Below are 21,331 nucleotides of genomic sequence, written 5' to 3' on the forward strand. Positions count from 1 at the left end.
AGAAAATTTCACGAAACCTCACATCAAATTTTACGAGATCTTTTCTATATGCCGATTTCCAATTTTCAGCATTTTTAAAATTTGATGTTTCCTGAATTTTCCACCCCTATTCTGAACCGATGATTGTAATTTTTTTTTATCCTTCAGTATACGAAAATTATGGGTTCTTAAATAACGGCCTACAAGGAGATATCGTAAAATTTGAAATGGGCGAAACGTCGCAGGCGGTTCTGTTTGAGGCCGGTGCGCCGGCCGAGTTAAGCGCATTCACTTGCTTTTATTCATTAATATAATATCTTCTTTTTTGCATTGCCCAAAAAAGAAACAAAAAACGCTAGGCTTAAGAAATGATCTCTAAATTTATCATTCGGCTTCTAAATTTTCTGAACTCCCCTGCGGGTCAAACAGCAGAAAATTTCACGAAACCTCACATCAAATTTTACGAGATCTTTTCTATATGCCGATTTCCAATTTTCAGCATTTTTAGAATTGGATGTTTATTAAGCTTTCTGTGACAAAAAATCATTCCCGAATTAAAGCAACCTCATCAATGATGGCTTCTGCACCAGCCTGAGCCTTCACTTCAAAACCTATAGTAACGCTTCCATTTTGTATGTTGATGTTTGATAAGCTGATGCTCGTCCACTCTGCAGTTGCCGCTTTAAAATCTAGTGTTCGCGTGCTTCCTGCGCTAGTCGCAAAAAGTTGTAGCTTAAGAAAACCTTCGGTGTTCTTGATTTTTGCGCTTAGCGTGTAGTTTCCGTCAGGAAGATCAACGTAGGGAGTTGCCGTGATTTCCTGAGAGATTAACCGCTCAAAAGGGATAGCATCACTAATGTACAGGCTTTTTTCACCCACCACCTGTTTGCGGTCTGCTTCCGTATTAAAGTAATTCAGCACCGGGGAATTGGGATCAGTGGTGGAAATGGAATTCCCTTTTAGTATTTCGGTACTCCAACCTAAAAGCTGTTCCTGCACCGGTTTGTTATTGCTGGGTATGTAACGCCGATCAGCTTCAAAACTACCGTTTTTTACATAATTATTAGTTTTGGCGACTGTCCAATTTCCGGTTTGTTCATCGAGATTCCATGCGCTTAACGAATTAAAATGCGGTGTTTCACCCTCAAAAGATATTGGAAACCACTGGTTGTACCCAAGGCCGTTTCCTGCAAATTCTGCCCAACGATCCCCGCAGTACAAAACGGTTTCCTGCTGGCTTCCCGCTATGGTGTAGAAAAAACCAGTTTGGGTAATGTGCGCATAATCGGCTTCGCTACCCGGCATAATTTTCATTTCGTTTGTGGGCAAATAGGGTCCATAGATATTGTCTGCTACCAGATAATAGGCAAACGAACTGTCCCAGCCGTAAATATTGGAGGCTGCCATATAGTATTTTCCGTTGTAGGTAAACATACAATTGCCCTCGCGACTTGCTCCCCGAAAAACCTCAACACAATCTAATAAATCTACCTTGCCATCGCGAATGCCAATTTCAGACAGATAAATTTTATTTCGACCCTGCCCGTAAGAATACACCAGATAGGATTTACCCGTTGCAGGATCAGTGAAAACGGTTTGATCTCCGGTATTGGGGGTGCCTATACGGTCTGTCATATCAATATGCCGATGTACTATAAAGTCCCCCAGCGGGGAATCAGCGAGAGCGATCATCACATTCTTCCCATGCTGAATAAGCAAAGCATATTGGTTAATTTCGGGTACGTAAGCCACACCCATACGTCCCAGCCAGGTAGGATTTTCTTCATAACCTACTGCTTCCGGAGTAAGTACATGTTTTTCAAATTTCCAGTTTACCAGATCTGTAGATGAATAACAAGTCACCCCTTGAAAATGGTTATTTTCTAGCGTTACACTGGGATCGTTGCGATAGGTCTCGGCTTCTTTGTAATGCACGCCATACCAGTAATAAGTAGGTTTTCCGCTCTGCGGATTATTAAATTGAAAAACACCACCTCCCTGACTGTAAATAGGTTCCCCGTCAATCGTGTTCCAAAACGAATCGTTTGTAATGGTTTTATTTTGAGCACAACTACTAAAACCAAAACTCAATACGAATAAACCGAATACTAACGCTTCTGTATATAACTTAACTAATTTAAACTGTTTGTACATTAAGATAGTTTGAGACTTCAAATTAATAGAAGCTTACTATAATCGCATCCTGCGGCATCCTGTGCCTTTGTTACAAACCGGTTTTAAGGTTTTGCAGTTCGGCCCATTCGGTCCACGAGCCATCGTAAACCCGCTTGCTTTTTTGTCCGGCAATTTCAGAAGCCAACATAATAATACATGCTGTTAAACCCGATCCACAACTAAATACTAAATCTTTATCCTGCTCTACCGTATCGTCAAACACTTCCTGAAGCGCGCCTTTGCTTTTGAATTTGCCGTTTTCTAAAACCTCGGTATATGGGGTATTTACCGAATGTGGAATGCTTCCGCTTTGCAATTGCTTTCGGGGTTCAGGCTCGGTGCCGTTAAAACGTCCTTCAGAACGGGCATCTACAATAAGAAAAGAAGGGTTCTTAGTATTGGCAACCACCTCATCATAGCTTACCACCAATTCCTGCTGAAGTGTTGCTTTAAAATTTCCGGTTTCCCAGTTGGCGCCTTTGCGTTCTTCCACCTCAAAACCCTGCGCGTTCCATTCCGGAAGGCCACCATCGAGAACATACACTTTTTTATGCCCCATTGCTTTAAACATCCACCATACTCGCGGACTCGAATATACTCCCAGATTATCAAAAACCACAATTTTTGAATCGGTATTTATGCCTAGTTTTTGACATTCTGCTTCAAAATGTGCCACTGTAGGAAGCGTGTTAGGAAACGCCGCATTCCCATCAGAAAAGTTAGCTTTTAAATCAAAATACCTGGAATTGGGGATGGTTTTTTCGTTAAGATCGGTTTGGGTACCATCTATAGTGGCGCCTAAACTCGCGTCTAAAATAATCAGGTTTTCCTCTTTCAGATTCTCGTAAAGCCAGGCTGCGGAAACTATTTTTTTCATTTTGAAGATTTATAAAGGTTACTGTTTTGTTCTGCTATAGGTTAAAAAATTACCCCTGGGCAGATATAGAAGTCTTAAGGAATCTTCGGTAAGTTCATCAATAGCATACGTCATCATATCAGCTTCCTGCTTTAGAATCAAGTACTGCGTATCAGGATTAGACACTTCACCATCAGGTAATTCATCTACAATAGTTATCCTATAAGTATTTGAAGCAGCCTCAATACCTTCATAACCCATAAGTAATTGATCATTACTTATTTTTATATACGCTGCAGCATCCTCAGTGCTATACCAGTTACCCTGCATCAAGGCAAGTTTTGCATCTGCTTCAGATTCAAAAACCGGTTCTTCCTGAGCAACCGCAGGCTCTATATGTTGCTCCTGATTAAGAGTAGGTTCTGCGTTCTTCTCTGTGGAAGGTTTGCACGATATTAAAAGTGTAAACGCGGCTATAAATAAAAGATACAGTCTCATTTTAAATTTTTAGTTTCCCTAAAACTACTGCTTTTTAGTTATTCATCAGGTAACTATTCCTTCTTCAGTTTAAATTCCTGCCCGCCTTGTTTTAAAAGTAGTGTTTCAGCATAAGGGTCAAATTGAATAGTTAAGCCTGCTTTTAAAAATTCAAAAGTATGTTCTGCAACCGGAGACAATTCTAAAGCCGGTTGCCCTTCTCCCTGTGCCATTAAAACAGTTGCATCTTCATAAATTTTAATTTTTATAGGAAAGTCTGCAGCGCTGTACGTCCCGGCATAAGTTTTGTAAAAGCTCCGTTTAGGTGTGTATTCTTTTAATTGAGGCAACTTGTATTCTTTGTCATAGAGAATACTTAATAAACCTATTGCAAATTCATTTGTAGGGTAATCTTCCCCATTTATAATATAGGTGATTCTGAGTTTATTTTCTGGATTGTATGAGGTAACCGAATGTGTACCATAGGTATCACCACCGTGACCGTATGCAGTATGATCATAAAAAGGCACCGTCATCATACCCATCCCAAACCACTCCCTTTTTTTAGGGAGCATCATCGTTAGTGTTTCGGGTTTCAGCAATTTATTATCAAAGAGATTTTTCATAAAAACATTGAGGTCATAAGGCGTACTTATAATATCTCCCACTCCTTGAACATTCGGAAAGTAAAACTCTTCAAGAGGCTCCCAATTATCTTCTTTTCTTGTATAAGAACCTGCCGTATTATCATAAAAGCTTTCACGATTAAGACTGAATGTATTTTTAAGTCCTAAAGGTTGGGTAATTTTTTCAGCCAGAATAACATCGTATGATTTCTTATACTTTTTTTCAAGTATACGTGCCAGTAAATAATAACCCGCATTAGAATAAGCAATACTGTCTCCAGGTTTAAAAGCAAGACCTTGGCGTGCAATCTCTTCAAAAATTTCATCTTGCTGCACCGGCTTTTTTAGCCAATAGTAGAGGCTGTCTTGCTTTGCCACAAAATCTTTAAGACCGCTCGTGTGGTTAAGCATAGTTTTAATCGTAATATCCTGTGCACCCGGCATCTGCGGGAAGTAATTTGCTAAAGATTCATCAAAATCTATTTTGTTCTCTTCTACGAGTTGTGCCATAAGCACCGCTGTAAACAGCTTGGTAATAGAACCTATTTGATATTTTGTAGTTGCCGAAGCGGGGATACTCCCAAAGGAACGGTTTATCACTTCGGTATCACCTTCAAAAATAGAGAGGCTACCCAAGAGTCTGTTATGCTCTTCAAAATTGTTAATATAACTGGTGATTTGTGCTTCTTTTTCGGGCGTTATGAACTGTTGCTGTGCAACCAGAATATTGCTGAATACTGCAAACAGAATGTATAGATATGATTTCATAGTATTAATTGTTTTTACGTATTGACTTTTTTAAACGAAGGAGTAAGGTGATAAGCATATAAAAAACGAGAATGGCAACGAGCATTACCGGTATAAACCAGTACCCCAGTACTTCTGTATATGTTGCTGTGTTATTGATAAAACCTAATGCCACAAATTCATTGTCCTTATAATACATGCCCACATCGTCATTTAAAAGTTTAGCGAAGATCAAAAAGATAAACGTGCCTAAAAAAAGATAGAGAAGGGCAAAAATGATATAACTAATCCCATTAGTAATATTTAATACCAGAGCTTTAAAAACATCTAAAGGATTAAAACTACGAGTTGCTTTATCAAGCATTTTATCTGCAACTAAAGACTTTAGCACCACCTCAGGAGCTCCCAGTTTATCAATTACATCAAGTAATGCTTTTACTTCTGAAACATTTTTGTTTTGCTGCAAATGTTCGTAAATATGGCTGTTAAATTCCATAAGTACTTCTTCACGATCTGCGGCTAAAAGCGGTTTTAGAACATTTTTTATGGTTTGTATATAATTAGCATATATACGTTGTGCTTCAATATTTTCAAATACGATTTGTTTAAATTTCATTAGTAGTGATTGTTTTAATTGATGTTTCTAATTGATGCCAGTACTTGCGCATTTCCTTTAATGTTGCGACACCATCACTGGTGAGGATATAATATTTCCTCGGAATTCCTGATTCTTGCTCTACCCATTTAGAAGTGGTGAGCCCTTCTTTAGTTAAGCGATTCATCAAGGGGTAAAGGGTTCCCTCTGCGATTTCTATGGCGGTTGAAGCTTTAATTATTTCTATCAATTCATAGCCATACAATTCTTTAGCACTTATCGCATTTAATACGATAAACGAAAGGGTTCCTTTCTTAACCTGAGATTGCCACTTTGTTACAAATTCTTCTTTCAAAATACATTGTTTTAGTTTGTACCTAGTAATACAATGTAAATATAAAATAAATTACATAGCAATACAATGTATCTCGAAAAATATTTATTTTTTCTATAATACATTGATTTTAAATAATATAAATTTCAAAACCACTTGTTTTTTGCACCTAAAAAACTCTCTACTAACAATTCAAACTATCGCGATTTTATCATTTATTGCCAGGGAGGGTCACACTTCAGGCACAGACCCCATACAAAAAACCTATTTTTACAAGCCTTAAAAACACGTAAATGAATTCAACTCCAGAAATTCGCCACGTTAATGTTACGCGGTATATAACGCCACTGCGCGAAGGCGGTTCACTGCCTGCTGTAGCAGATGCTGATGACGGTTTTAAATATGTTGTTAAGTTTAAAGGCGCCGGTCACGGGGTAAAAATGCTAATTGCAGAATTGATAGGTTGTGAAGTGGCCAGGGTATTAGGTTTTAAAGTTCCTGAAGTGGTATTTGCGCATCTTGATGAAGCCTTTGGCCGTACCGAAGCCGATGAGGAAATTCAGGATTTATTAAAAGGAAGTCAGGGCTTAAATATTGGTTTGCACTTTTTATCGGGGGCAATAAATTTTGATCCGGTGGTCACTACAATAGACGCCACTTTAGCTTCAGAAATTGTATGGTTTGATGCCTTTATGACCAATATTGACCGTACGTTTCGAAACACCAATATGCTGATGTGGCGCCGCGAATTGTGGCTTATAGACCACGGCGCATCACTGTATTTTCATCATAGTTTTACCAATTGGGAACAAGGAGCTCAAACGCCTTTTGGGTTGATAAAAGATCACGTATTGCTTCCGCAGGCAAGTGCACTTGAAGAAGCAAATACAAAACTAAAAGCTTTAATATCAGCTGAAGTTTTACAAAATATCGTTAACCTCATCCCGCAAGAATGGCTTGAATGGGAAGGCTATGATGAAAACGCAGAAGAGATACGCGCAATCTACTTTGAGTTTTTAAGTACGCGACTGGCACAATCTGAAGTATTCACTAAAACCGCACAAGATGCACGCAAAGCACTTATATGAGTACGCGGTAATACGCCTTGTGCCCGCGGTTGATCGTGAGGAATTTTTTAATGTAGGCGTGATTGTGTATTGCAAACGCCCAAGCTTTATTGGGATGCGCTTTCAGCTGGATACCAAAAAACTGGAAGCCTTTTGCCCTGAACTCGACGTAGAACAGGTCACCAAGAATCTGGAAGCTTTTAAAGCGATTTGCGCGGGTGCTAAAAACGGCGGACCTATCGCCCAACTGGAAGCTTCTGAACGTTTTAGATGGCTTACGGCCACCCGAAGCTCGGTGATTCAAACTTCAAAAACGCATCCGGGTTTTAGTGTTGATTTAGAAGCAACGCTGGAGCAGCTTTTTGTGGATTTGGTTCTGTAAATTAGTACTCGTAAACACGCAAATTTTTAATAAAAAAAGCCCCTTCAGTTACGAAAGGGCTTGCTATTTTTCACGAAAGCGAAAGTTTATTCCTGAAACAATCTAGGTACAAATTCTGAAAGATAAATACGCCAGTTTCTCCAGATATGACCGTCACCATTTTCTACATACTCATAAGGCATTCCTATTTTATCAAGTCTAGCTCTAAACTCTTCATTCGTTTTATATAGAAAATCGGTTTCACCTATTGCCATATAATACAGTTTATACCCTTTATCCATCTGAGTTTTCAAGGTACCGTCAAGATCGTCATAAACGCCTACTCCACTTTGGTCAATACGCGGATTAATCGCTGCAGAAAACAAGCCTACATAATCAAAAGTGCCCGGATAAAAACGCGAAATATGCATCGTATGATAACCACCCATTGAAAGACCTGCAATTGCTCTGCTCGCCTGTTTAGCCTTAACGCGGTAATTACTTTCTACAAATTTTACTACATCCATAAAGTTAGCTTCATACTTACCATTCATTGTTTCTGCAGTAAAGAAGGTAGGCATATAATAGCCTCTGCTTCCAGCTCCCGGTGCAGCATCCTGATCTACGTTACCGTTAGGCATTACAACCAGCATAGGTTTTGCTTTACCCTGTGCGATAAGATTATCAAGAATTTGTACTGTACGCCCCAGATTTAACCAGGCTTCTTCATCACCCCCTGCACCATGTAATAAATACAAAACAGGATAGTCTGCTTTTGAATCTTCATAACCTGGTGGTGTATAAATGGATAGTTTGCGATCTATACCTAAACCCGGTGAATCATACCAGCGACTGGCAAGTGTACCGTGAGGTACGTCCTGCACCATATACAAGTCTGCACGATCTCCCGGAACAATAAAAAAGTTTGTGATTGCTGAAACATCACGAAGACCAAAAGAATTAGTAGGATCTGCAACACGCAAACCATCTACTATAAAATGGTATTTGTACAAATCTGAAGGAAGAACTGAAGTCGTATACGACCATACACCGTTTTCGCCTTTAGTCATATTGGCAATCCCTTCTTTATCCATATCGCCCATAGGGCTTTTTACTTTAGTAAAGGGTAAAAAAGCGCCGGTTACCTGTACGCTATCTGCCTTAGGTGCTCTAAGCGTAAATGTTACCGTTTTATCATCGTTAATTTTAGGAGTAAGTTCATCTGGCGCTCCAAATAGCGTGTCCTGAGCCTGCGCAAAAAAGGAAACACTTAAAATAAAAAGAAGTACATAGTTTTTCATAGGTAATAAATTGGTTTTTGAAAAGTACTCAAACGTTTGCGTACTTAATTATAAATTTAAGTAAATACTCCATTACTCGCATACATAATATGTATTTTATACGCTTAATAAATTACCTTGGTATATTGCGAGAATTAGCGAAAGCTGTAAATAGCAATTAATAGTTGATTATATGATAGCTACGACTAAAACAATTTAAATTTTAAACATACGTTTAGCCTCAAAATGATCTTTGTAAAAATTTTAATGCCTAATTAGTAAATTAAAAAGAGGAAGCTCTATAAACTTCCCCTTTGTTTTATTGTAATTAGAATCTATAGGTGACCTTTCCTCTTAAGTAAAAGGGTGTTCCCGGTGTGAAGTGAATTTCTTCGACCGGTGTGGATTCGTTGAAGAGTCGGCTTTCTGTAGCAAACTGAGTTTCATTCCAATTAGTATCAAAAAGATTTTCAACAATTACACCTAACGTCCAATTCTTAATCGTGTAATTGACATTAAAATCGGTTACAAAATAGCCTTCTGCGGTGATTGAATGGTCTTCATTTGCTGCCCGGTCGCCTAACCATCTGTAGCCTAACGAACCTGAAAAACCTTTTAGATTTTCTACACTTAGACCACCCGCCGAGGTAAATTTAGGTGCCAGCGGAATGTAATCTGCACCATCAGGCTCTTCAGTACTTCGGGCATAGGTATAATTGGCGTCACCATACAGATATAACCAGTCTAAAATTTGATAACGCGCTCCTACTTCTACCCCCATACGACGGGTTTTTCCGCTGGGTTCTACAATACCGGCATCGCCCACGTACACAAATTCCTGCTCGAGAATAAGCGTCCACAAGGTGGCATTAAGTGCCAGTTTATCTACAGGTTTTACAATAGTTCCCAGATCTGCGCTGTATGCAGCCGGTAAAATATCTTCTCCGCTATTTGCAACAACGACACGTGCATCATTAGAATGAAAACCAATTCCTGTTTTTAAAAAAAGTTGCCAATTGCGGTTTACTGAAAATATTGTATTGAATTTAGGGCTGAAAGCTACTTTAGACTCACTTTTATTATCATAGATTTCGGTGAGTTTGTTATAATAATTAAACTTAAAATAGTCGAGACGCAAAGCCGGATTAAAGGTGAACTTTCCGGTTTTAAATTCGGTATTTAAAAATGCAAACATATTGAGTTCATCTACATCTCCCAAAGCCAGACGTTCTAAAGTAGTCTGGCGGTTTAGGGTACGAGACAGCTCTACCCCATTTACATTGTCATATCTAAACCCTACACCGGCTTGATAATCGAGTGTACTTTCGTCAGCAAGTCGAAGATGACGTCGCTCATACACACTTTGCAAACCTGCTATAAAACGATCTTCCTGTTGCTTGATCTGGTCACCGTTTACCGGGTCTTCTAAGAAAAAGGTGAAATTAGAAAACAATTCAAAATCATACTTGGAGACAAAAGCATTGGTTTTTAAAATCGCGTCATGCTCCAGATGTTTAAGGTGGTTGAGGCTGAGGTTTGACCGGCTGGTTTGCCCACCTTCGGTAGCATCTATGGCTCCAAAACGACCTATTAAGCCTTGATCAACAGCCCGCTGCGGAATTTGCCCAGAGGCATCCCACTTGCTTTGAAAATGCGAAGCACTAAGTGTGAGTTTGTCTTTATTGGGATTGGTATATGTATACCGCCCCATAATATTGAGGCGGTTAAAATCCTGAGGCGCATCAAAAGGACCATCGGTTAAATAGATTTCAGAAGCCAGATAAGCGGTATGCGCTTTTTCATCAATAAGATTGAACATCCCTGTTAAGCGCGAGGTGTTAAACTGACCTGCTTCCAGCGAAATACTACTTGCATCGAGCTGATCTTTTAATCTTAAGTCAACATAACCTGCTGTATTAAAGTTTCCTTTATCTGCATAATAAGTACCTTTTCCGAAGTCAATATTCTTTATCGTTTCAGGAATCACAAAATGTAAATCTGCATAACCCTGCCCATGTGCGTGAGACACCATATTGACGGGTATCCCGTCAACGCTAATGGCAACATCAGTGCCGTGATCTACGTCAAAACCCCGTAAGAAAATCTGTTCGGCTTTACCACCACCGGCGTGCTGACCAATAAAAAGACCCGGTACTTTTCTAAGGATTTCCTGTGAAGATTTAACGGGATTGAGCTGTAGATCTACAGCTACAATACTGCTCAGGCTATTCACTTCTGCAGTAAGCACCACCTGATCTAGTGAGGTACTCGCTTCTTCAAGGTTTAACACCTGGGGCTGAGCAAGCAGTTTTGGTGTAAGAACCAGCGTTAAGGTTTGAAAACCCAATCTGGAGATTACAAGAGAATCATTAACCCGTGCGTTAGGTAGTATGAACGTTCCGTTGTGATTGGTATGGGTATGATTGCCTTTAGAAAGGTTATAAATATTGACATTTTCTAAAGCATTATTTTTAATATCAATAATGCTTCCGCTAAAATTCTGAGCAAAACCCAGATATGCGCAAAGCAACAGTAACAGTAGTACACTGTGTTTCATAAGTATAGTTTTAATTGAATAATAAGATGCACAGTAATCACCTCTCCTGGTTATTGGAGAAATGTACCGTACCGGAAATCCAACCCCTGGTGTAGCGGTTGCTGTAAAACGATATAAACTATACTAATTTAGGAGGAGGTGATGGCGTATGAAGTGCCCACTGTTGCTGTGAAGCAGCGATAAATTTTATCACTTGCTCTTTTCTTAACTGAAAAGTTGCAAAGTCTGTTTTGAAATGTGTGCCAGGAAGATGTTTATCAATTTTAACCGGCTTTTGTTCTTTCTTTTCTTGCTGAACATCATCCCCAAAAGGCTCTAATACCTGTTTGATGTATTCTAAAGTACGGTGATCGTGACCGGCTTCTGCAAGAAGCTGCTCTGCATTTAAAAAATCGTGATTGTGATCACTAGAAGTAACATGATCAAATTTATGTTCCAGATCGTGAAGCAGTGTAAGCATCTCTTTCTGTAATGGCGCCAGTACATATACAAGTGCCAAAAAAAGACTTGCAAGCGCGACCCCATTAGATTGTAAAAAAGATTCTTTTTTAAACATCAAACCTCACTCAATACTGAAGTTTACAAAACTAATACTATACCTTTCTTAACCGTGATTTTTTGGTTGAAATTTAATCCTTAACCAGATATCTATAAATGATATTATACGGTAAATTTTAATTTTTAAAACTTCCTATATGCCAGAGTATTCCGGAAGGATCGTGCACAAAAAACTCGGCTCCCCAATCGTTAGTCACAATTTCTGAAACCCGAACTCCGGGATATTTTTGTGGCAATTGAAGCGCTTTTATATCAATCAGGTGCTGTTCTAAGTCTTCAACTTCGAGAAAAAGCATGGTATTGTCTATCCAATCTTTGACGTAGGCATCCTGCAAATAAAAGGAGAAATCTCCTAGAGTAAACACTGCCATTTTAGGCGGAAGCAACACTTCGTTGAAACCCATATCCCGGTAAAACCTACATGAAGTTTCAAAATCTTTAGCTCCTATAAATGGTCGAATTGATTTGAGTTTGTAGTTCATTTAATTCTTCAATTTCTCAATCACCCGCTCGGGGTAATCTGTTATAATACCATCTACATTTAAATTAATAACTGCGTCAACATCTGCTGGCTCATTGACCGTCCACGGAATAACCTGCATTCCCTTTGCGTGTATTGCGGCAACTTCTGTTGAATCGAGTAACTTAAAATACGGACTATAAATCTGGGGTTGAAAACTGAGTAATGCGAGATTATTTGCAAAGTCACCTTCTTCTACTAAATATGCCAGTTCGATATCAGGATATTTACTGTGCATCACCTCAAGAATACGTTTATCAAAAGACTGAATATTTACCTTATCCTCTGCATTTTTATCGTGTATCACCTGCATTACCAGTTCTACAAATTCGTCTGGACCGGGCTGAAATATGCCATAAACATCTTCTTCAGATTTAATCTCAATATTAAATTTTACAGGTTTAAGATTTTCTGCTTCAATAGTCGACGCAACAGTATCAAAAACCTCACTCAGCAACGGCTTGTAGGTTTTCATTTTTTGCTGCTGCGGAAAGCGAACGTTTCCTTTAGAACCGCCGTCAAATTGTTTGATCTCGGCATAATTCATTTCATACAGATTATAATTTTTCTCATCTGTAACAGATATGGAATCCCCTTGCGGAGTTGTCATATACAAAGCCAACATATACGGCTCGTGACTTACCACGACCTGCTTGTCTTTAGAAATCACAACATCAAGCTCAAGAACCTCAACACCTTTACGTAAAGCACTTAAAAATGCAGGAATCGAATTTTCCGGCAAATTACCGCGTTCACCACGGTGACCTTGTACCTGTATTGTATGTTGTTCTGCTACCTTCATCGGTTCTTGCTCTTCAGATTTTGACTTACAGCCTGTCGCAATTAAAACCAGAGTAAGTGTTCCTAAAATTACATTTTTCATTGTGGATTCAATTTAAAAAAAGCCCGCCATCTATTTTACAATATAGGCAGGCTCAAACAAACAAGTATTAATAATTTTATTCTAATCTGTAGGAAGCTTCACCACTATGGGTTTTTCCATATTGATCTGTCGCTCTAACTTCTATTTTATGGGTTCCTACCGGTAATTTTGTAGGTAACGTAGCACGCCATAAATGTTTACTCGTTTCCAGTATTTGTCAAATATTAAATTAAAGGCGTGATCCCGATCTTTATTGAGGAGAAGTTGTAGCTCTAAATCTGTATAGCTGGTAAGCTGGGCTTGCATAGTCTTTCAGTTAAAACAAAAGAAATACATAGCGGCGCTTTCTCGTAATAAAACGCTTTACCTTTTGGTTAAGAATTACAACAACAGCTTAAAAGTCGAAACGTATGTAGTCTATTATGAAATATTGAGTTTTTTAAATACCTCATCTTTATAGGTATCGCCAATAGGAATACGAATCTCGTCGATTACAATTTTACTTTTTTGAACCGCTCGTATGGCATTGATATTTACAATAAAGCTACGATGAGTTCTTAAAAAATTTTGCTGAGGTAGCTTGTCTAATAATTCTTTAAAGCTACTTAGCGTGAGAATTGCTTTCTCTGAATGCTGGGTGTAAATTTTTATATAATCTTTTAAGCCCTGCATATAGCGTATATCTGCGACATCGATCTTTATATTTTCATATTCAGATTTGACAAATATAAAAGCCGGAGTTGTGTCTGGTATTTGAGGTGCCTGTAGTGCTTTGGGTTCTGCCAATTTATTAGAAGTGGCTTCAAATTTTTCTTTAGCTCGAGCTATAGCTTTTAAAAAGCGCGGAAAAGGTATAGGTTTTACTAAATAGTCTGTTGCGTTGAGCTCAAACCCTTCAAGCGCATATTGAGGATAAGCGGTTGTGAAGATAAACTGCGGAAGACGATCGAGCGATTTTACTAGATCAATCCCAGAAAGATTGGGCATCTCTATATCAAGAAAAACGAGATCAACAGACTGCTCGCTTAAAATATGTATTGCTTCAAGAGGATTTGTACAGCGTGCTACAAGTTCTACTCCTTCTACTTTCTCGAGGTAAGATGCTATTACATCTAATGCCAGAGGCTCATCATCTACAAGTAAACAGCGCATCAATCTAAGTTTAATTCTAAATTAACTATAAAACTGGAGTCTTCTTCATAAACATTTAAGGTATGTTTATCTCCATAAAGTAATTTTATGCGTTCTCGTGTATTTTGAAGTCCGATACCAGAATTATTAAGATCCTTTTTACGTGAGCCAATAAGATTTTTACAACTGAATTTGAGCACATTTTCGGTTACGTGAATTACAATACGTACCTGAGTATTTCCTTTATAGTCTGTACCGTATTTAAACGCATTTTCGATAAATGAGATAAGTAATAACGGCCTTATTTTTTGATGGGTTACAGCCCCGTGAATATTAAGCGTGACATTTTCATTATTTGCGATACGCAAGCGCTGAAGGCGTACGTAATTTTGCATATAATTTAATTCGTCTGTAAGCGCTACAAAATCCTTATCTGCCTGATACAGCATATAACGCATTAGTTCTGAAAGCATAATTACCGCTTCTGATGCCTCTTCAGATTTGTTATAAATCAAAGAGTAAATACTATTCAACGAGTTGAATAAAAAATGCGGACTTAACTGATTTTTGAGATAATGGAGTTCTGTGCGGGTTTTAAATGCCTCAATCTCCTTTTCTTCTACCATACTGCGATTCCACTGCTCATACATTCTAATTGTTGTACCTATAACAACAAAACTCAACGACATAATAAGCGGAAATAAAAACCTTAAAAAGTTAAAGATGGGCGGTTTTGGTCGGTTGAAATCTGGTGGATTTCTAAATTTTCCCGGCGGACCTTCAAAAATAAATTCTTGTACAATTAATATCAGAATAAAAATGACAAGAAGTAATATGATGTAATGCGTAATTTTTTTCTTTAATAACAGGCGCGGTACTAGCACCGAATAATTAAAGTAAAAAAGCAATAAATTAAATAGTAGAATTAGACTTGGTCGCATTGAAAACAAGTCTGAACTTGAATATACTTCAAATATGAACAGACTTATAAAAGTTAACCATATTCCTAAATGAAGTAAAATCTTTCTAGACATATGCTAGTTCTGGCAGTTAAATTTAATTCCTATTTTTTGCAGCTCCTCGTGGGTAATTGCAGGACTCATCCGTTTACTGATTTTTGACAACACCAGATCTCCTGTGTTTTTTGCATCCTCTTTTGAACAAAAACTAAGTTGTGATGCTACCGCAGGGATATACTCTTGCTTGATAATGATTTTACCATGATCAATAATAGAATAGCCATAACCTGTTTCAGTCTTGAAAACGTGCGTATACAATGGCTTTTCTTGATAGGCGAGCCAGATCGCACTTGCTACAAGCATAAAGCTTAAAGATATGCCTAAATATAAAAGCCCTCTTTTAAATTTCATAACTTTTTACTGTTAGGGTTAAAAAAACCCGGAGTGCTAAAACTTTTTTGTACTTATAAAAACACCCCGGGCTAACAAAAAAAACTTAACTACTAATCTTCATCGTCATATTCATCTTGAGGAAACAATTCATATGAATCGTCAAGATATAAACTACCAGATCTTCCTAATGCGATAATACCACGAGTACCTGTAGTAAAACTTATCGCATCTTGTCTGGCAGTTGCCTCTAGCGATGTAATATCTTCCCACTCATCTGTTAAAGGGTCATATTCCCAAGTGCTACCTATAGCACCTCCCAGATAACCACTTACTATATAACCCAGGCCATCTATACTAAAACTTACAGCATTTGATCTGGTAATTGCGTAATCATCTTCTTCATCAAGATCTGTCAAACGGCTCCATGTATCTGTTGCAGTATTAAAACTCCAAAAATCTGTAAGATATAAGCCATTGCTCACACCGGTACCAAAGTAAACCGTACTATTAATGGTAAATGCTGTTGCATCTCTACGTTTATCACCACCAAAACCTACAAGCTCTATCCAAGAGTCTGATGCGGGATCATATTTCCAGAAATCTTTACGATCATTATCTCCATCATAGCCGGTTCCCATATACCCATAGCCCGAACCGCTAAAAGCTGTTACCGCTCTACGCTCACCTCCACCAAAATCTGCTTTCTGAGTCCAAACATTAGATCCCGGATTGTATTGCCAGAAATCTGCAAGCTCAAAATCCCCATCGTAACCCGTACCTAAATAACCCATACCATCCAGGTTAAACCCTTTTGCAGAGCTACGTGCCGTCCCAGGAAAATCTGCCTTTTGCACCCAATAATCATTCTCAATATCATATTGCCAGAAATCATTTAAATAATCATCCCCATCATATCCTGTTCCCATGTATCCAAAATTACCTATCGTAAAACCGGCAACGTTACTACGTGGCACTCCATCAAAAACAGAGCGTTCTTGCCAGTTTCCGCGTTCAAAGTCATCATCACTACTACAACTTGCAAATGCAAGCGTTACCATACCGGTAAGCATTAAAAATATTCGATTGTTAGTCATTCGTTTCATTGTTTATTTATTGAAAAAATTGAATTTAATTCCGGTAGAAAAAACTGGTCCGGCACCCAGGTCCAGATCGTAAATCGTATCGTCGTTACCCGTATAAAATGAGAGTTCGTTTTTTAATAGATATCGACCACTTAATGAAAAGGACCAGTTAGGATCTAGATTATACGTATAGCCAAGGCTTAATTTTTGCTGACTCAAGCCTACCTCCCGCGCTAGTTCAACTGAATTAAAAGTGAGCTCATCTGCTAGGTGAAAATAATCTCCTTCAAAAGCATAAGCCGCTTCGAGCAAGCTATTTTCAGATAATTTATACTGAAGGCTACTTTTAGGAAAACCTAATTGTATCTGATATTTTCTATAGGTTGTCGTCAAAGCAACGGTAGGTAAAAATTCGAGTTTCCCTAATGGCGAATCGTATAATGCTCCTACCTCAACCGCTACCGGAAATGCAGTTTTGAAATTATAATTAAGGTGGGCATTGCCGGTTATAACATATTGATCTGCATCTAAGTTTGAAGCGTTAAAAACCTCTACACCACCTCCTAACTCCCAACTCTCATCTAAACTGTAATTAATCTCTACACCAGAATATAAATTATGAATACGCTCTACTGGCTCTGTATTAAAGGACATACCCTCCCAATATTCAAAATCATAATTACGCAAACCTACCACCGGCTTTATACTGAATGCACCAAATTCTAACGGAATAGCCAAGGAACCATCAAAAAGCTGAGCAGAAATATTTTCTGATGTAGCAGGCATAAGCGTATAATCAAAACTAATCTGCGGATTAATTTCCTGACTAAAACCAAAGCTGTTATATGCTAATACTAAAACCATTATAAGATACCTGTGCATTCCTTCATTCTAATTTTGACCAAAACTAGAGGAGCTGTTTTGGTTAAAAAAACATAATGGATGAGCACCGAGATCACCTCTACCCATATGCATTTTTTATCGACAAACGCTGCTACAGTTTATTCATAGATAAAAAGCGAGGATTGAGGGTAAGATTTAAGGTATTTGTCTATTGTATTTGACCACCCCAAATGAGCCTACTAGGTTTGCTGCTAAATTCAAATACACTATGTCAAAAATCCTAATTAAAATGTGTGTTCTTCTTAGCTCGTTTATGTTGCTATTAGGATCGTGTTCTCAAGATGATGCAAGTTTTCCTGTGGGTGAAGACTGGGTCGATAGTGATACACGTGTTTTGTATATAGATACAATGACTGTTGAAAGCAGCACCTTTAAATTTGACTCGGTACAAGTATCTTCAACCAGTAGATTATTATTAGGCTCCTATGATGATCCTATATTCGGTAAAACCTCGAGCACGATATACACCCAGTTAACAAACAGCATGTACACACTAGATAGTGATGCTGTATTTGATTCTATAGTACTCATATTAAATTATGACGACTACTTTTATAATGATACCACGCAGGTTCAAACATTGCGCATTCACGAAGTTTTGCAAGATATTCAACCTACAGATGACGGGTATTTCTACAATACAACCACTTTTAAATATGATGAAAATGTAATAAGCGAAGTTACCTACACTCCAAGACCTATACGTGAAGATTCTTTACACCTTAGACTTGAAGATGCCTATGGCCAACTCTTATTTGACGAGATTCAAGATAATTATATTAATAATAGTGATGAATTTTTACGTACCCACCGCGGACTGGCTTTAGTGCCTGATGAAAATAACACCACAATTTTAGGATTTCTACCGGCTAGTAGTATTCGTATTTACTACTCCTTACCTAATGAGGTTGAAGAAGAAGACGAGAACTCGTTTGATATGACATTTAATAGTTCGTATTCCTATCATAATCTTAGCAGTGATCGCGATACTACCTATTTTGAAAATTTAGACGATCAGGAAATTAATGTAGATGCAGAAGATAGTGGTGGGTTTAGCTATATACAGGCAGGTCTGGGTATAGCCTCGCGCATATCAATCCCGCATCTTGCCGGCTTAGATTATATAGAAGGCAGCGGAACTCTATTAGGTGCTAATCTGCTAATCTCATTAAACACAAAAGTAGAAAGCACATCACTTTCCGCGGGAAGTAGTCTTAGTTGTTATATCATCGATCAAAAAAACCAGATTCTCGGCAACCTATATGACTATGAAGGCAATGAAGCATCAGGTACAGTTGTCGCAAACTCTGATGAATTTTCACAAACTACTTTTTCGGTACCTATACATTACTTCTTAGATCAGAAAACAACGGATTCTAATGGAGATAATTGGTACTTGGCACTATTAGATCCTGCAATGAGTGAAAGTGTGAATAGATACAGCTTTTACGGTAACAAAGCTTCAGAAACACTCAAATTACAAATCATTCTTATTTATGCAGTTTACGATAATGAATAAATACATACTTCTTATAATATTGCTGGCAACAGGTGGTCTGGCGGCACAAACTAATGCACTTTCAAATTCCCCGTACTCGCTTTTTGGAGCAGGTATCCCTAACACCTTTAGTACCGGAAAAACAAATGCTTTAGGTGGTGCCGGGATTGCCTTAAAGTCAGACAACTCCCTAAATAGTTTAAATCCAGCTTCATTAGGAGCTATGCCACTAAATCATTTTTATTTTGATATAGGTTACACCTCCCAATTATTTAATCTTAATGAAGGAGCAGGGACATCTAAACAAACAAACTCAACTTTTTCAAATCTTGCATTAGCGTTTCCAGTAACAAAAAAATCTGCAGTAAGTGTTGTACTCGCTCCTTATAGTAATGTAGGATATGATATTACAGGTATTGAACGCAGTATTGAAGGTTCAACAGAATTTTACTCATCAGATGTAAGTGGTAATGGATCATTAAATTCGCTGGATTTAAATTATGGTTACGCGGTATTTAATAATTTTCGTCTCGGTATAACTGGCTCATATTTCTTCGGAAAAACAGAACAGACCGAATTTAATACTATTTATGACTATTCCTTAAATATTCAACGTGAAAATAGATATTCTGGATACCGACTTGGATTAGGATTACAGTATGAAGTGACCGATAAAATAGCAATAGGAAGTACTGTAAAATTACCTTCACAATTAAAAACCACCCAAAATAGTATCATCACGCAGGATTATGCTGATGCGATTACTGAAGATACATCGATAAAAGATTTTGAACTTCCTCTAGAAGTAGGGATAGGTACCGAATTTAAATTCGGAAAAAACTATGCGGTCTATGCAGACTATACCCGTAAACTATGGTCTGATACCGATCAAGAATCGGGATATGGCACCCTAATTGATCAAAATATTTTTATAACCGGATTATCATTCACACCAAAACCTGGAAGTATATATTACTGGGAAAATGTAGAATATAGAGCCGGACTTAATTATGATACCGGCTATTTAAATCTTTCTGGAGCTGATGTTAAAAATTATTCGATGAGCGTGGGAGTAGGGCTTCCTATTAGCCGAAGCGGTTCTAAGCTTAATTTAATGTATTCGTATGGACAGAATGGCGAGCTAGCAAATGGACTTATACGTGAGAACATTCATTCGCTTTCTGTTAACTTTAGTTTAGATGGTATTTGGTTTGTAAAATCTAAATACAATTAAAGAATTTTAACTTCTAATATTGTGGCTTTTCCACCCGCTGCTTCATTAGATATAAATAACCTGCCATCTGGACTAAACGTTATTCCTTCTGGTTGCGCAAAGTCGTCTTTATCGAGTTTAAATACGTTTTTAATGTCTCCCTTTGTATTCATAATAAGCAGCTTTGGGTTTACACCTTCAAGCACGTAAAGTTCCCCGGTTTTAGGGTGTACCGCCAGATCTGAAGGTCTAAACGTTTTATAACTTTTCTTCTCTTCATAATCCTTTAGCGCCTTGTCCTTCATATCTACTTTAAAAATTAAATCTGAAAGCATAGCCTGCCCTTTCAAATCAAAAGCATAAACACCTTTAATATTTTCATCATTAGGGTCTTCATCTTTAGGGGCTGTTAACAGACGATTATTCTTTGCATCTAATGCTAACGTTTCAACGTTATTTTTATGAGACATTTTAGATTGATAAGTCTTAGTTATTATTTGATCTGACTGGTAATTGAGTGCTTCAAAAAGCAAACCGTCACTGCGCATTACGTAGGCATTTTTACCATTTACCGCAATTCCTTCATAATCGCCATCGTCTGCAAACTCAATTTCTTTAGTAATTTTTTTTGCCTTTAAGTCGTAGATGTAAATGATACCATCTTCATCTTCAATAGCTGCAAGTTTATCATCACCTATCCAATCTATGCCCGACACTTCGCGTAGTGCGTCAGGAAGCTCCCAGCTGTTTACAATTGTTAAATCGTGTTTCTTGACATTTTCTGAAAGCTGCTGCGGAGTATAATAAGCCGAAAACACTCCTATTGCCAATACCAGACCTATATATTTTAAATAATTCATAACTCGTTATTTTAATTTTTCTCTTAGGCCAACAATTCAATCTACCGTATAGCAGTAAAGTTCGTGAGCCTAAATTTAGTTTCTCTTAAAAAGATGCAAATCTTGTGCCTTAGCCCTGTTTGCAGATTACTAATCATAAGTTTTACGGGGTTTTGGTCAATTAAAGTGGTTTCTAATGCCTACTTATTCTGATTTATTTAAAAATCGAAAAGTGTTTTGTCAAAATCTACGTTGTAGCTTCGGGGTTTAGTAATTTCGCAAATACAACGCGAATCTT

Annotated in this window: 22 protein-coding genes; 4 read left to right on the top strand and 18 right to left on the bottom strand. The window is 37.9% G+C overall.

What is annotated here, in order from left to right; translation table 11 throughout:
* Window positions 1-522: 522 nt before the first annotated feature.
* The 6 genes from ACEN25_RS15025 to ACEN25_RS15050 form a co-directional block, all read right to left on the bottom strand.
* Window positions 523-2,133 (bottom strand): family 43 glycosylhydrolase, encoded by a 1,611-nt coding sequence (locus ACEN25_RS15025; protein ID WP_441803628.1) that lies wholly within the window; start codon window positions 2,131-2,133, stop codon window positions 523-525.
* 70 nt (window positions 2,134-2,203) lie between these two features.
* Entirely contained in the window at window positions 2,204-3,031 is an 828-nt protein-coding gene (locus ACEN25_RS15030) for a sulfurtransferase (protein WP_441803629.1), read from the bottom strand.
* An 18-nt stretch (window positions 3,032-3,049) separates the two neighbouring features.
* Window positions 3,050-3,508 carry a hypothetical protein gene (locus tag ACEN25_RS15035; protein ID WP_441803630.1) on the bottom strand — a complete coding sequence of 153 codons (459 nt, stop codon included), beginning with the start codon at window positions 3,506-3,508 and terminating at the stop codon, window positions 3,050-3,052.
* Between the two features lie 53 nt (window positions 3,509-3,561).
* Window positions 3,562-4,881, bottom strand: a complete 1,320-nt coding sequence (locus tag ACEN25_RS15040) for a serine hydrolase domain-containing protein (protein WP_441803631.1) — start codon at window positions 4,879-4,881, stop codon at window positions 3,562-3,564.
* A gap of 4 nt (window positions 4,882-4,885) precedes the next feature.
* On the bottom strand, window positions 4,886-5,476 hold the full coding sequence (locus tag ACEN25_RS15045) for a hypothetical protein (RefSeq protein ID WP_441803632.1): 591 nt from the start codon (window positions 5,474-5,476) through the stop codon (window positions 4,886-4,888).
* Window positions 5,466-5,810 carry a PadR family transcriptional regulator gene (locus ACEN25_RS15050; RefSeq protein WP_441803633.1) on the bottom strand — a complete coding sequence of 115 codons (345 nt, stop codon included), beginning with the start codon at window positions 5,808-5,810 and terminating at the stop codon, window positions 5,466-5,468. The genes ACEN25_RS15045 and ACEN25_RS15050 overlap by 11 nt, the downstream gene beginning before the upstream one ends.
* 272 nt (window positions 5,811-6,082) lie before the next feature.
* Here ACEN25_RS15050 and ACEN25_RS15055 point away from each other — a divergent pair, with 272 nt between their 5' ends.
* Window positions 6,083-6,877: a HipA family kinase gene (locus ACEN25_RS15055; protein ID WP_441803634.1), complete on the top strand. Its 795-nt coding sequence runs from the start codon at window positions 6,083-6,085 to the stop codon at window positions 6,875-6,877.
* Window positions 6,855-7,238 carry a DUF3037 domain-containing protein gene (locus tag ACEN25_RS15060; RefSeq protein ID WP_441803635.1) on the top strand — a complete coding sequence of 128 codons (384 nt, stop codon included), beginning with the start codon at window positions 6,855-6,857 and terminating at the stop codon, window positions 7,236-7,238. The genes ACEN25_RS15055 and ACEN25_RS15060 overlap by 23 nt, the downstream gene beginning before the upstream one ends.
* Window positions 7,239-7,324: 86 nt before the next feature.
* On the opposite strand, the gene ACEN25_RS15065 is transcribed toward ACEN25_RS15060, so the two are convergent.
* The 11 genes from ACEN25_RS15065 to ACEN25_RS15115 form a co-directional block, all read right to left on the bottom strand.
* Complete coding sequence (locus tag ACEN25_RS15065; protein WP_441803636.1) at window positions 7,325-8,518, bottom strand: esterase; 1,194 nt, start codon at window positions 8,516-8,518, stop codon at window positions 7,325-7,327.
* Window positions 8,519-8,825: 307 nt separating this feature from the next.
* A complete protein-coding gene (locus tag ACEN25_RS15070) occupies window positions 8,826-11,054 on the bottom strand; it encodes a TonB-dependent receptor (protein WP_441803637.1) in 2,229 nt (742 codons plus the stop codon).
* A 118-nt stretch (window positions 11,055-11,172) separates the two neighbouring features.
* The gene (locus ACEN25_RS15075) at window positions 11,173-11,610 is read right to left on the bottom strand and encodes a hypothetical protein (RefSeq protein ID WP_441803638.1); all 438 of its coding nucleotides are present in this window, start codon (window positions 11,608-11,610) and stop codon (window positions 11,173-11,175) included.
* A 118-nt stretch (window positions 11,611-11,728) separates the two neighbouring features.
* The gene (locus ACEN25_RS15080; protein ID WP_441803639.1) at window positions 11,729-12,094 is read right to left on the bottom strand and encodes a glyoxalase; all 366 of its coding nucleotides are present in this window, start codon (window positions 12,092-12,094) and stop codon (window positions 11,729-11,731) included.
* The gene (locus ACEN25_RS15085; RefSeq protein ID WP_441803640.1) at window positions 12,095-13,015 is read right to left on the bottom strand and encodes a glycerophosphodiester phosphodiesterase family protein; all 921 of its coding nucleotides are present in this window, start codon (window positions 13,013-13,015) and stop codon (window positions 12,095-12,097) included.
* Window positions 13,016-13,091: 76 nt separating this feature from the next.
* Entirely contained in the window at window positions 13,092-13,229 is a 138-nt protein-coding gene (locus tag ACEN25_RS15090; RefSeq protein ID WP_441803711.1) for a calcineurin-like phosphoesterase C-terminal domain-containing protein, read from the bottom strand.
* Between the two features lie 206 nt (window positions 13,230-13,435).
* On the bottom strand, window positions 13,436-14,167 hold the full coding sequence (locus tag ACEN25_RS15095) for a LytR/AlgR family response regulator transcription factor (RefSeq protein WP_371455761.1): 732 nt from the start codon (window positions 14,165-14,167) through the stop codon (window positions 13,436-13,438).
* Window positions 14,167-15,180, bottom strand: coding sequence for a sensor histidine kinase (locus tag ACEN25_RS15100; protein ID WP_441803641.1), 1,014 nt, complete (start codon window positions 15,178-15,180; stop codon window positions 14,167-14,169). The genes ACEN25_RS15095 and ACEN25_RS15100 overlap by 1 nt, the downstream gene beginning before the upstream one ends.
* A gap of 3 nt (window positions 15,181-15,183) precedes the next feature.
* Window positions 15,184-15,516: a DUF4907 domain-containing protein gene (locus ACEN25_RS15105; protein ID WP_441803642.1), complete on the bottom strand. Its 333-nt coding sequence runs from the start codon at window positions 15,514-15,516 to the stop codon at window positions 15,184-15,186.
* A 92-nt stretch (window positions 15,517-15,608) separates the two neighbouring features.
* Entirely contained in the window at window positions 15,609-16,601 is a 993-nt protein-coding gene (locus ACEN25_RS15110; protein WP_441803643.1) for a Kelch repeat-containing protein, read from the bottom strand.
* Window positions 16,602-16,604: 3 nt separating this feature from the next.
* Window positions 16,605-17,462 (bottom strand): hypothetical protein, encoded by an 858-nt coding sequence (locus ACEN25_RS15115; protein ID WP_441803644.1) that lies wholly within the window; start codon window positions 17,460-17,462, stop codon window positions 16,605-16,607.
* A gap of 229 nt (window positions 17,463-17,691) precedes the next feature.
* On the opposite strand from ACEN25_RS15115, the gene ACEN25_RS15120 reads away from it, so the two are divergent.
* A complete protein-coding gene (locus ACEN25_RS15120; RefSeq protein ID WP_441803645.1) occupies window positions 17,692-19,002 on the top strand; it encodes a DUF4270 family protein in 1,311 nt (436 codons plus the stop codon).
* Window positions 18,980-20,215, top strand: coding sequence for an OmpP1/FadL family transporter (locus ACEN25_RS15125; protein ID WP_441803646.1), 1,236 nt, complete (start codon window positions 18,980-18,982; stop codon window positions 20,213-20,215). Before ACEN25_RS15120 ends, ACEN25_RS15125 begins: the two co-directional genes overlap by 23 nt.
* Here ACEN25_RS15125 and ACEN25_RS15130 read toward each other — a convergent pair.
* Window positions 20,212-21,054 carry an SdiA-regulated domain-containing protein gene (locus ACEN25_RS15130; protein WP_441803647.1) on the bottom strand — a complete coding sequence of 281 codons (843 nt, stop codon included), beginning with the start codon at window positions 21,052-21,054 and terminating at the stop codon, window positions 20,212-20,214. The genes ACEN25_RS15125 and ACEN25_RS15130 overlap by 4 nt on opposite strands.
* Between the last annotated feature and the right edge of the window lie 277 nt (window positions 21,055-21,331).

The organism is Leeuwenhoekiella sp. W20_SRS_FM14 (assembly GCF_052119605.1).
Classification (GTDB): Bacteria; Bacteroidota; Bacteroidia; order Flavobacteriales; family Flavobacteriaceae; genus Leeuwenhoekiella.

Coding starts and splice junctions, on each gene's coding strand:
- ACEN25_RS15025 (WP_441803628.1), bottom strand. CDS start 2,133: ATGTACAAACAGTTTAAATTAGTTAAGTTATATACAGAAGCGTTAGTA.
- ACEN25_RS15030 (WP_441803629.1), bottom strand. CDS start 3,031: ATGAAAAAAATAGTTTCCGCAGCCTGGCTTTACGAGAATCTGAAAGAG.
- ACEN25_RS15035 (WP_441803630.1), bottom strand. CDS start 3,508: ATGAGACTGTATCTTTTATTTATAGCCGCGTTTACACTTTTAATATCG.
- ACEN25_RS15040 (WP_441803631.1), bottom strand. CDS start 4,881: ATGAAATCATATCTATACATTCTGTTTGCAGTATTCAGCAATATTCTG.
- ACEN25_RS15045 (WP_441803632.1), bottom strand. CDS start 5,476: ATGAAATTTAAACAAATCGTATTTGAAAATATTGAAGCACAACGTATA.
- ACEN25_RS15055 (WP_441803634.1), top strand. CDS start 6,083: ATGAATTCAACTCCAGAAATTCGCCACGTTAATGTTACGCGGTATATA.
- ACEN25_RS15060 (WP_441803635.1), top strand. CDS start 6,855: ATGCACGCAAAGCACTTATATGAGTACGCGGTAATACGCCTTGTGCCC.
- ACEN25_RS15065 (WP_441803636.1), bottom strand. CDS start 8,518: ATGAAAAACTATGTACTTCTTTTTATTTTAAGTGTTTCCTTTTTTGCG.
- ACEN25_RS15070 (WP_441803637.1), bottom strand. CDS start 11,054: ATGAAACACAGTGTACTACTGTTACTGTTGCTTTGCGCATATCTGGGT.
- ACEN25_RS15075 (WP_441803638.1), bottom strand. CDS start 11,610: ATGTTTAAAAAAGAATCTTTTTTACAATCTAATGGGGTCGCGCTTGCA.
- ACEN25_RS15080 (WP_441803639.1), bottom strand. CDS start 12,094: ATGAACTACAAACTCAAATCAATTCGACCATTTATAGGAGCTAAAGAT.
- ACEN25_RS15085 (WP_441803640.1), bottom strand. CDS start 13,015: ATGAAAAATGTAATTTTAGGAACACTTACTCTGGTTTTAATTGCGACA.
- ACEN25_RS15095 (WP_371455761.1), bottom strand. CDS start 14,167: ATGCGCTGTTTACTTGTAGATGATGAGCCTCTGGCATTAGATGTAATA.
- ACEN25_RS15100 (WP_441803641.1), bottom strand. CDS start 15,180: ATGTCTAGAAAGATTTTACTTCATTTAGGAATATGGTTAACTTTTATA.
- ACEN25_RS15105 (WP_441803642.1), bottom strand. CDS start 15,516: ATGAAATTTAAAAGAGGGCTTTTATATTTAGGCATATCTTTAAGCTTT.
- ACEN25_RS15110 (WP_441803643.1), bottom strand. CDS start 16,601: ATGAAACGAATGACTAACAATCGAATATTTTTAATGCTTACCGGTATG.
- ACEN25_RS15115 (WP_441803644.1), bottom strand. CDS start 17,462: ATGCACAGGTATCTTATAATGGTTTTAGTATTAGCATATAACAGCTTT.
- ACEN25_RS15120 (WP_441803645.1), top strand. CDS start 17,692: ATGTCAAAAATCCTAATTAAAATGTGTGTTCTTCTTAGCTCGTTTATG.
- ACEN25_RS15125 (WP_441803646.1), top strand. CDS start 18,980: ATGCAGTTTACGATAATGAATAAATACATACTTCTTATAATATTGCTG.
- ACEN25_RS15130 (WP_441803647.1), bottom strand. CDS start 21,054: ATGAATTATTTAAAATATATAGGTCTGGTATTGGCAATAGGAGTGTTT.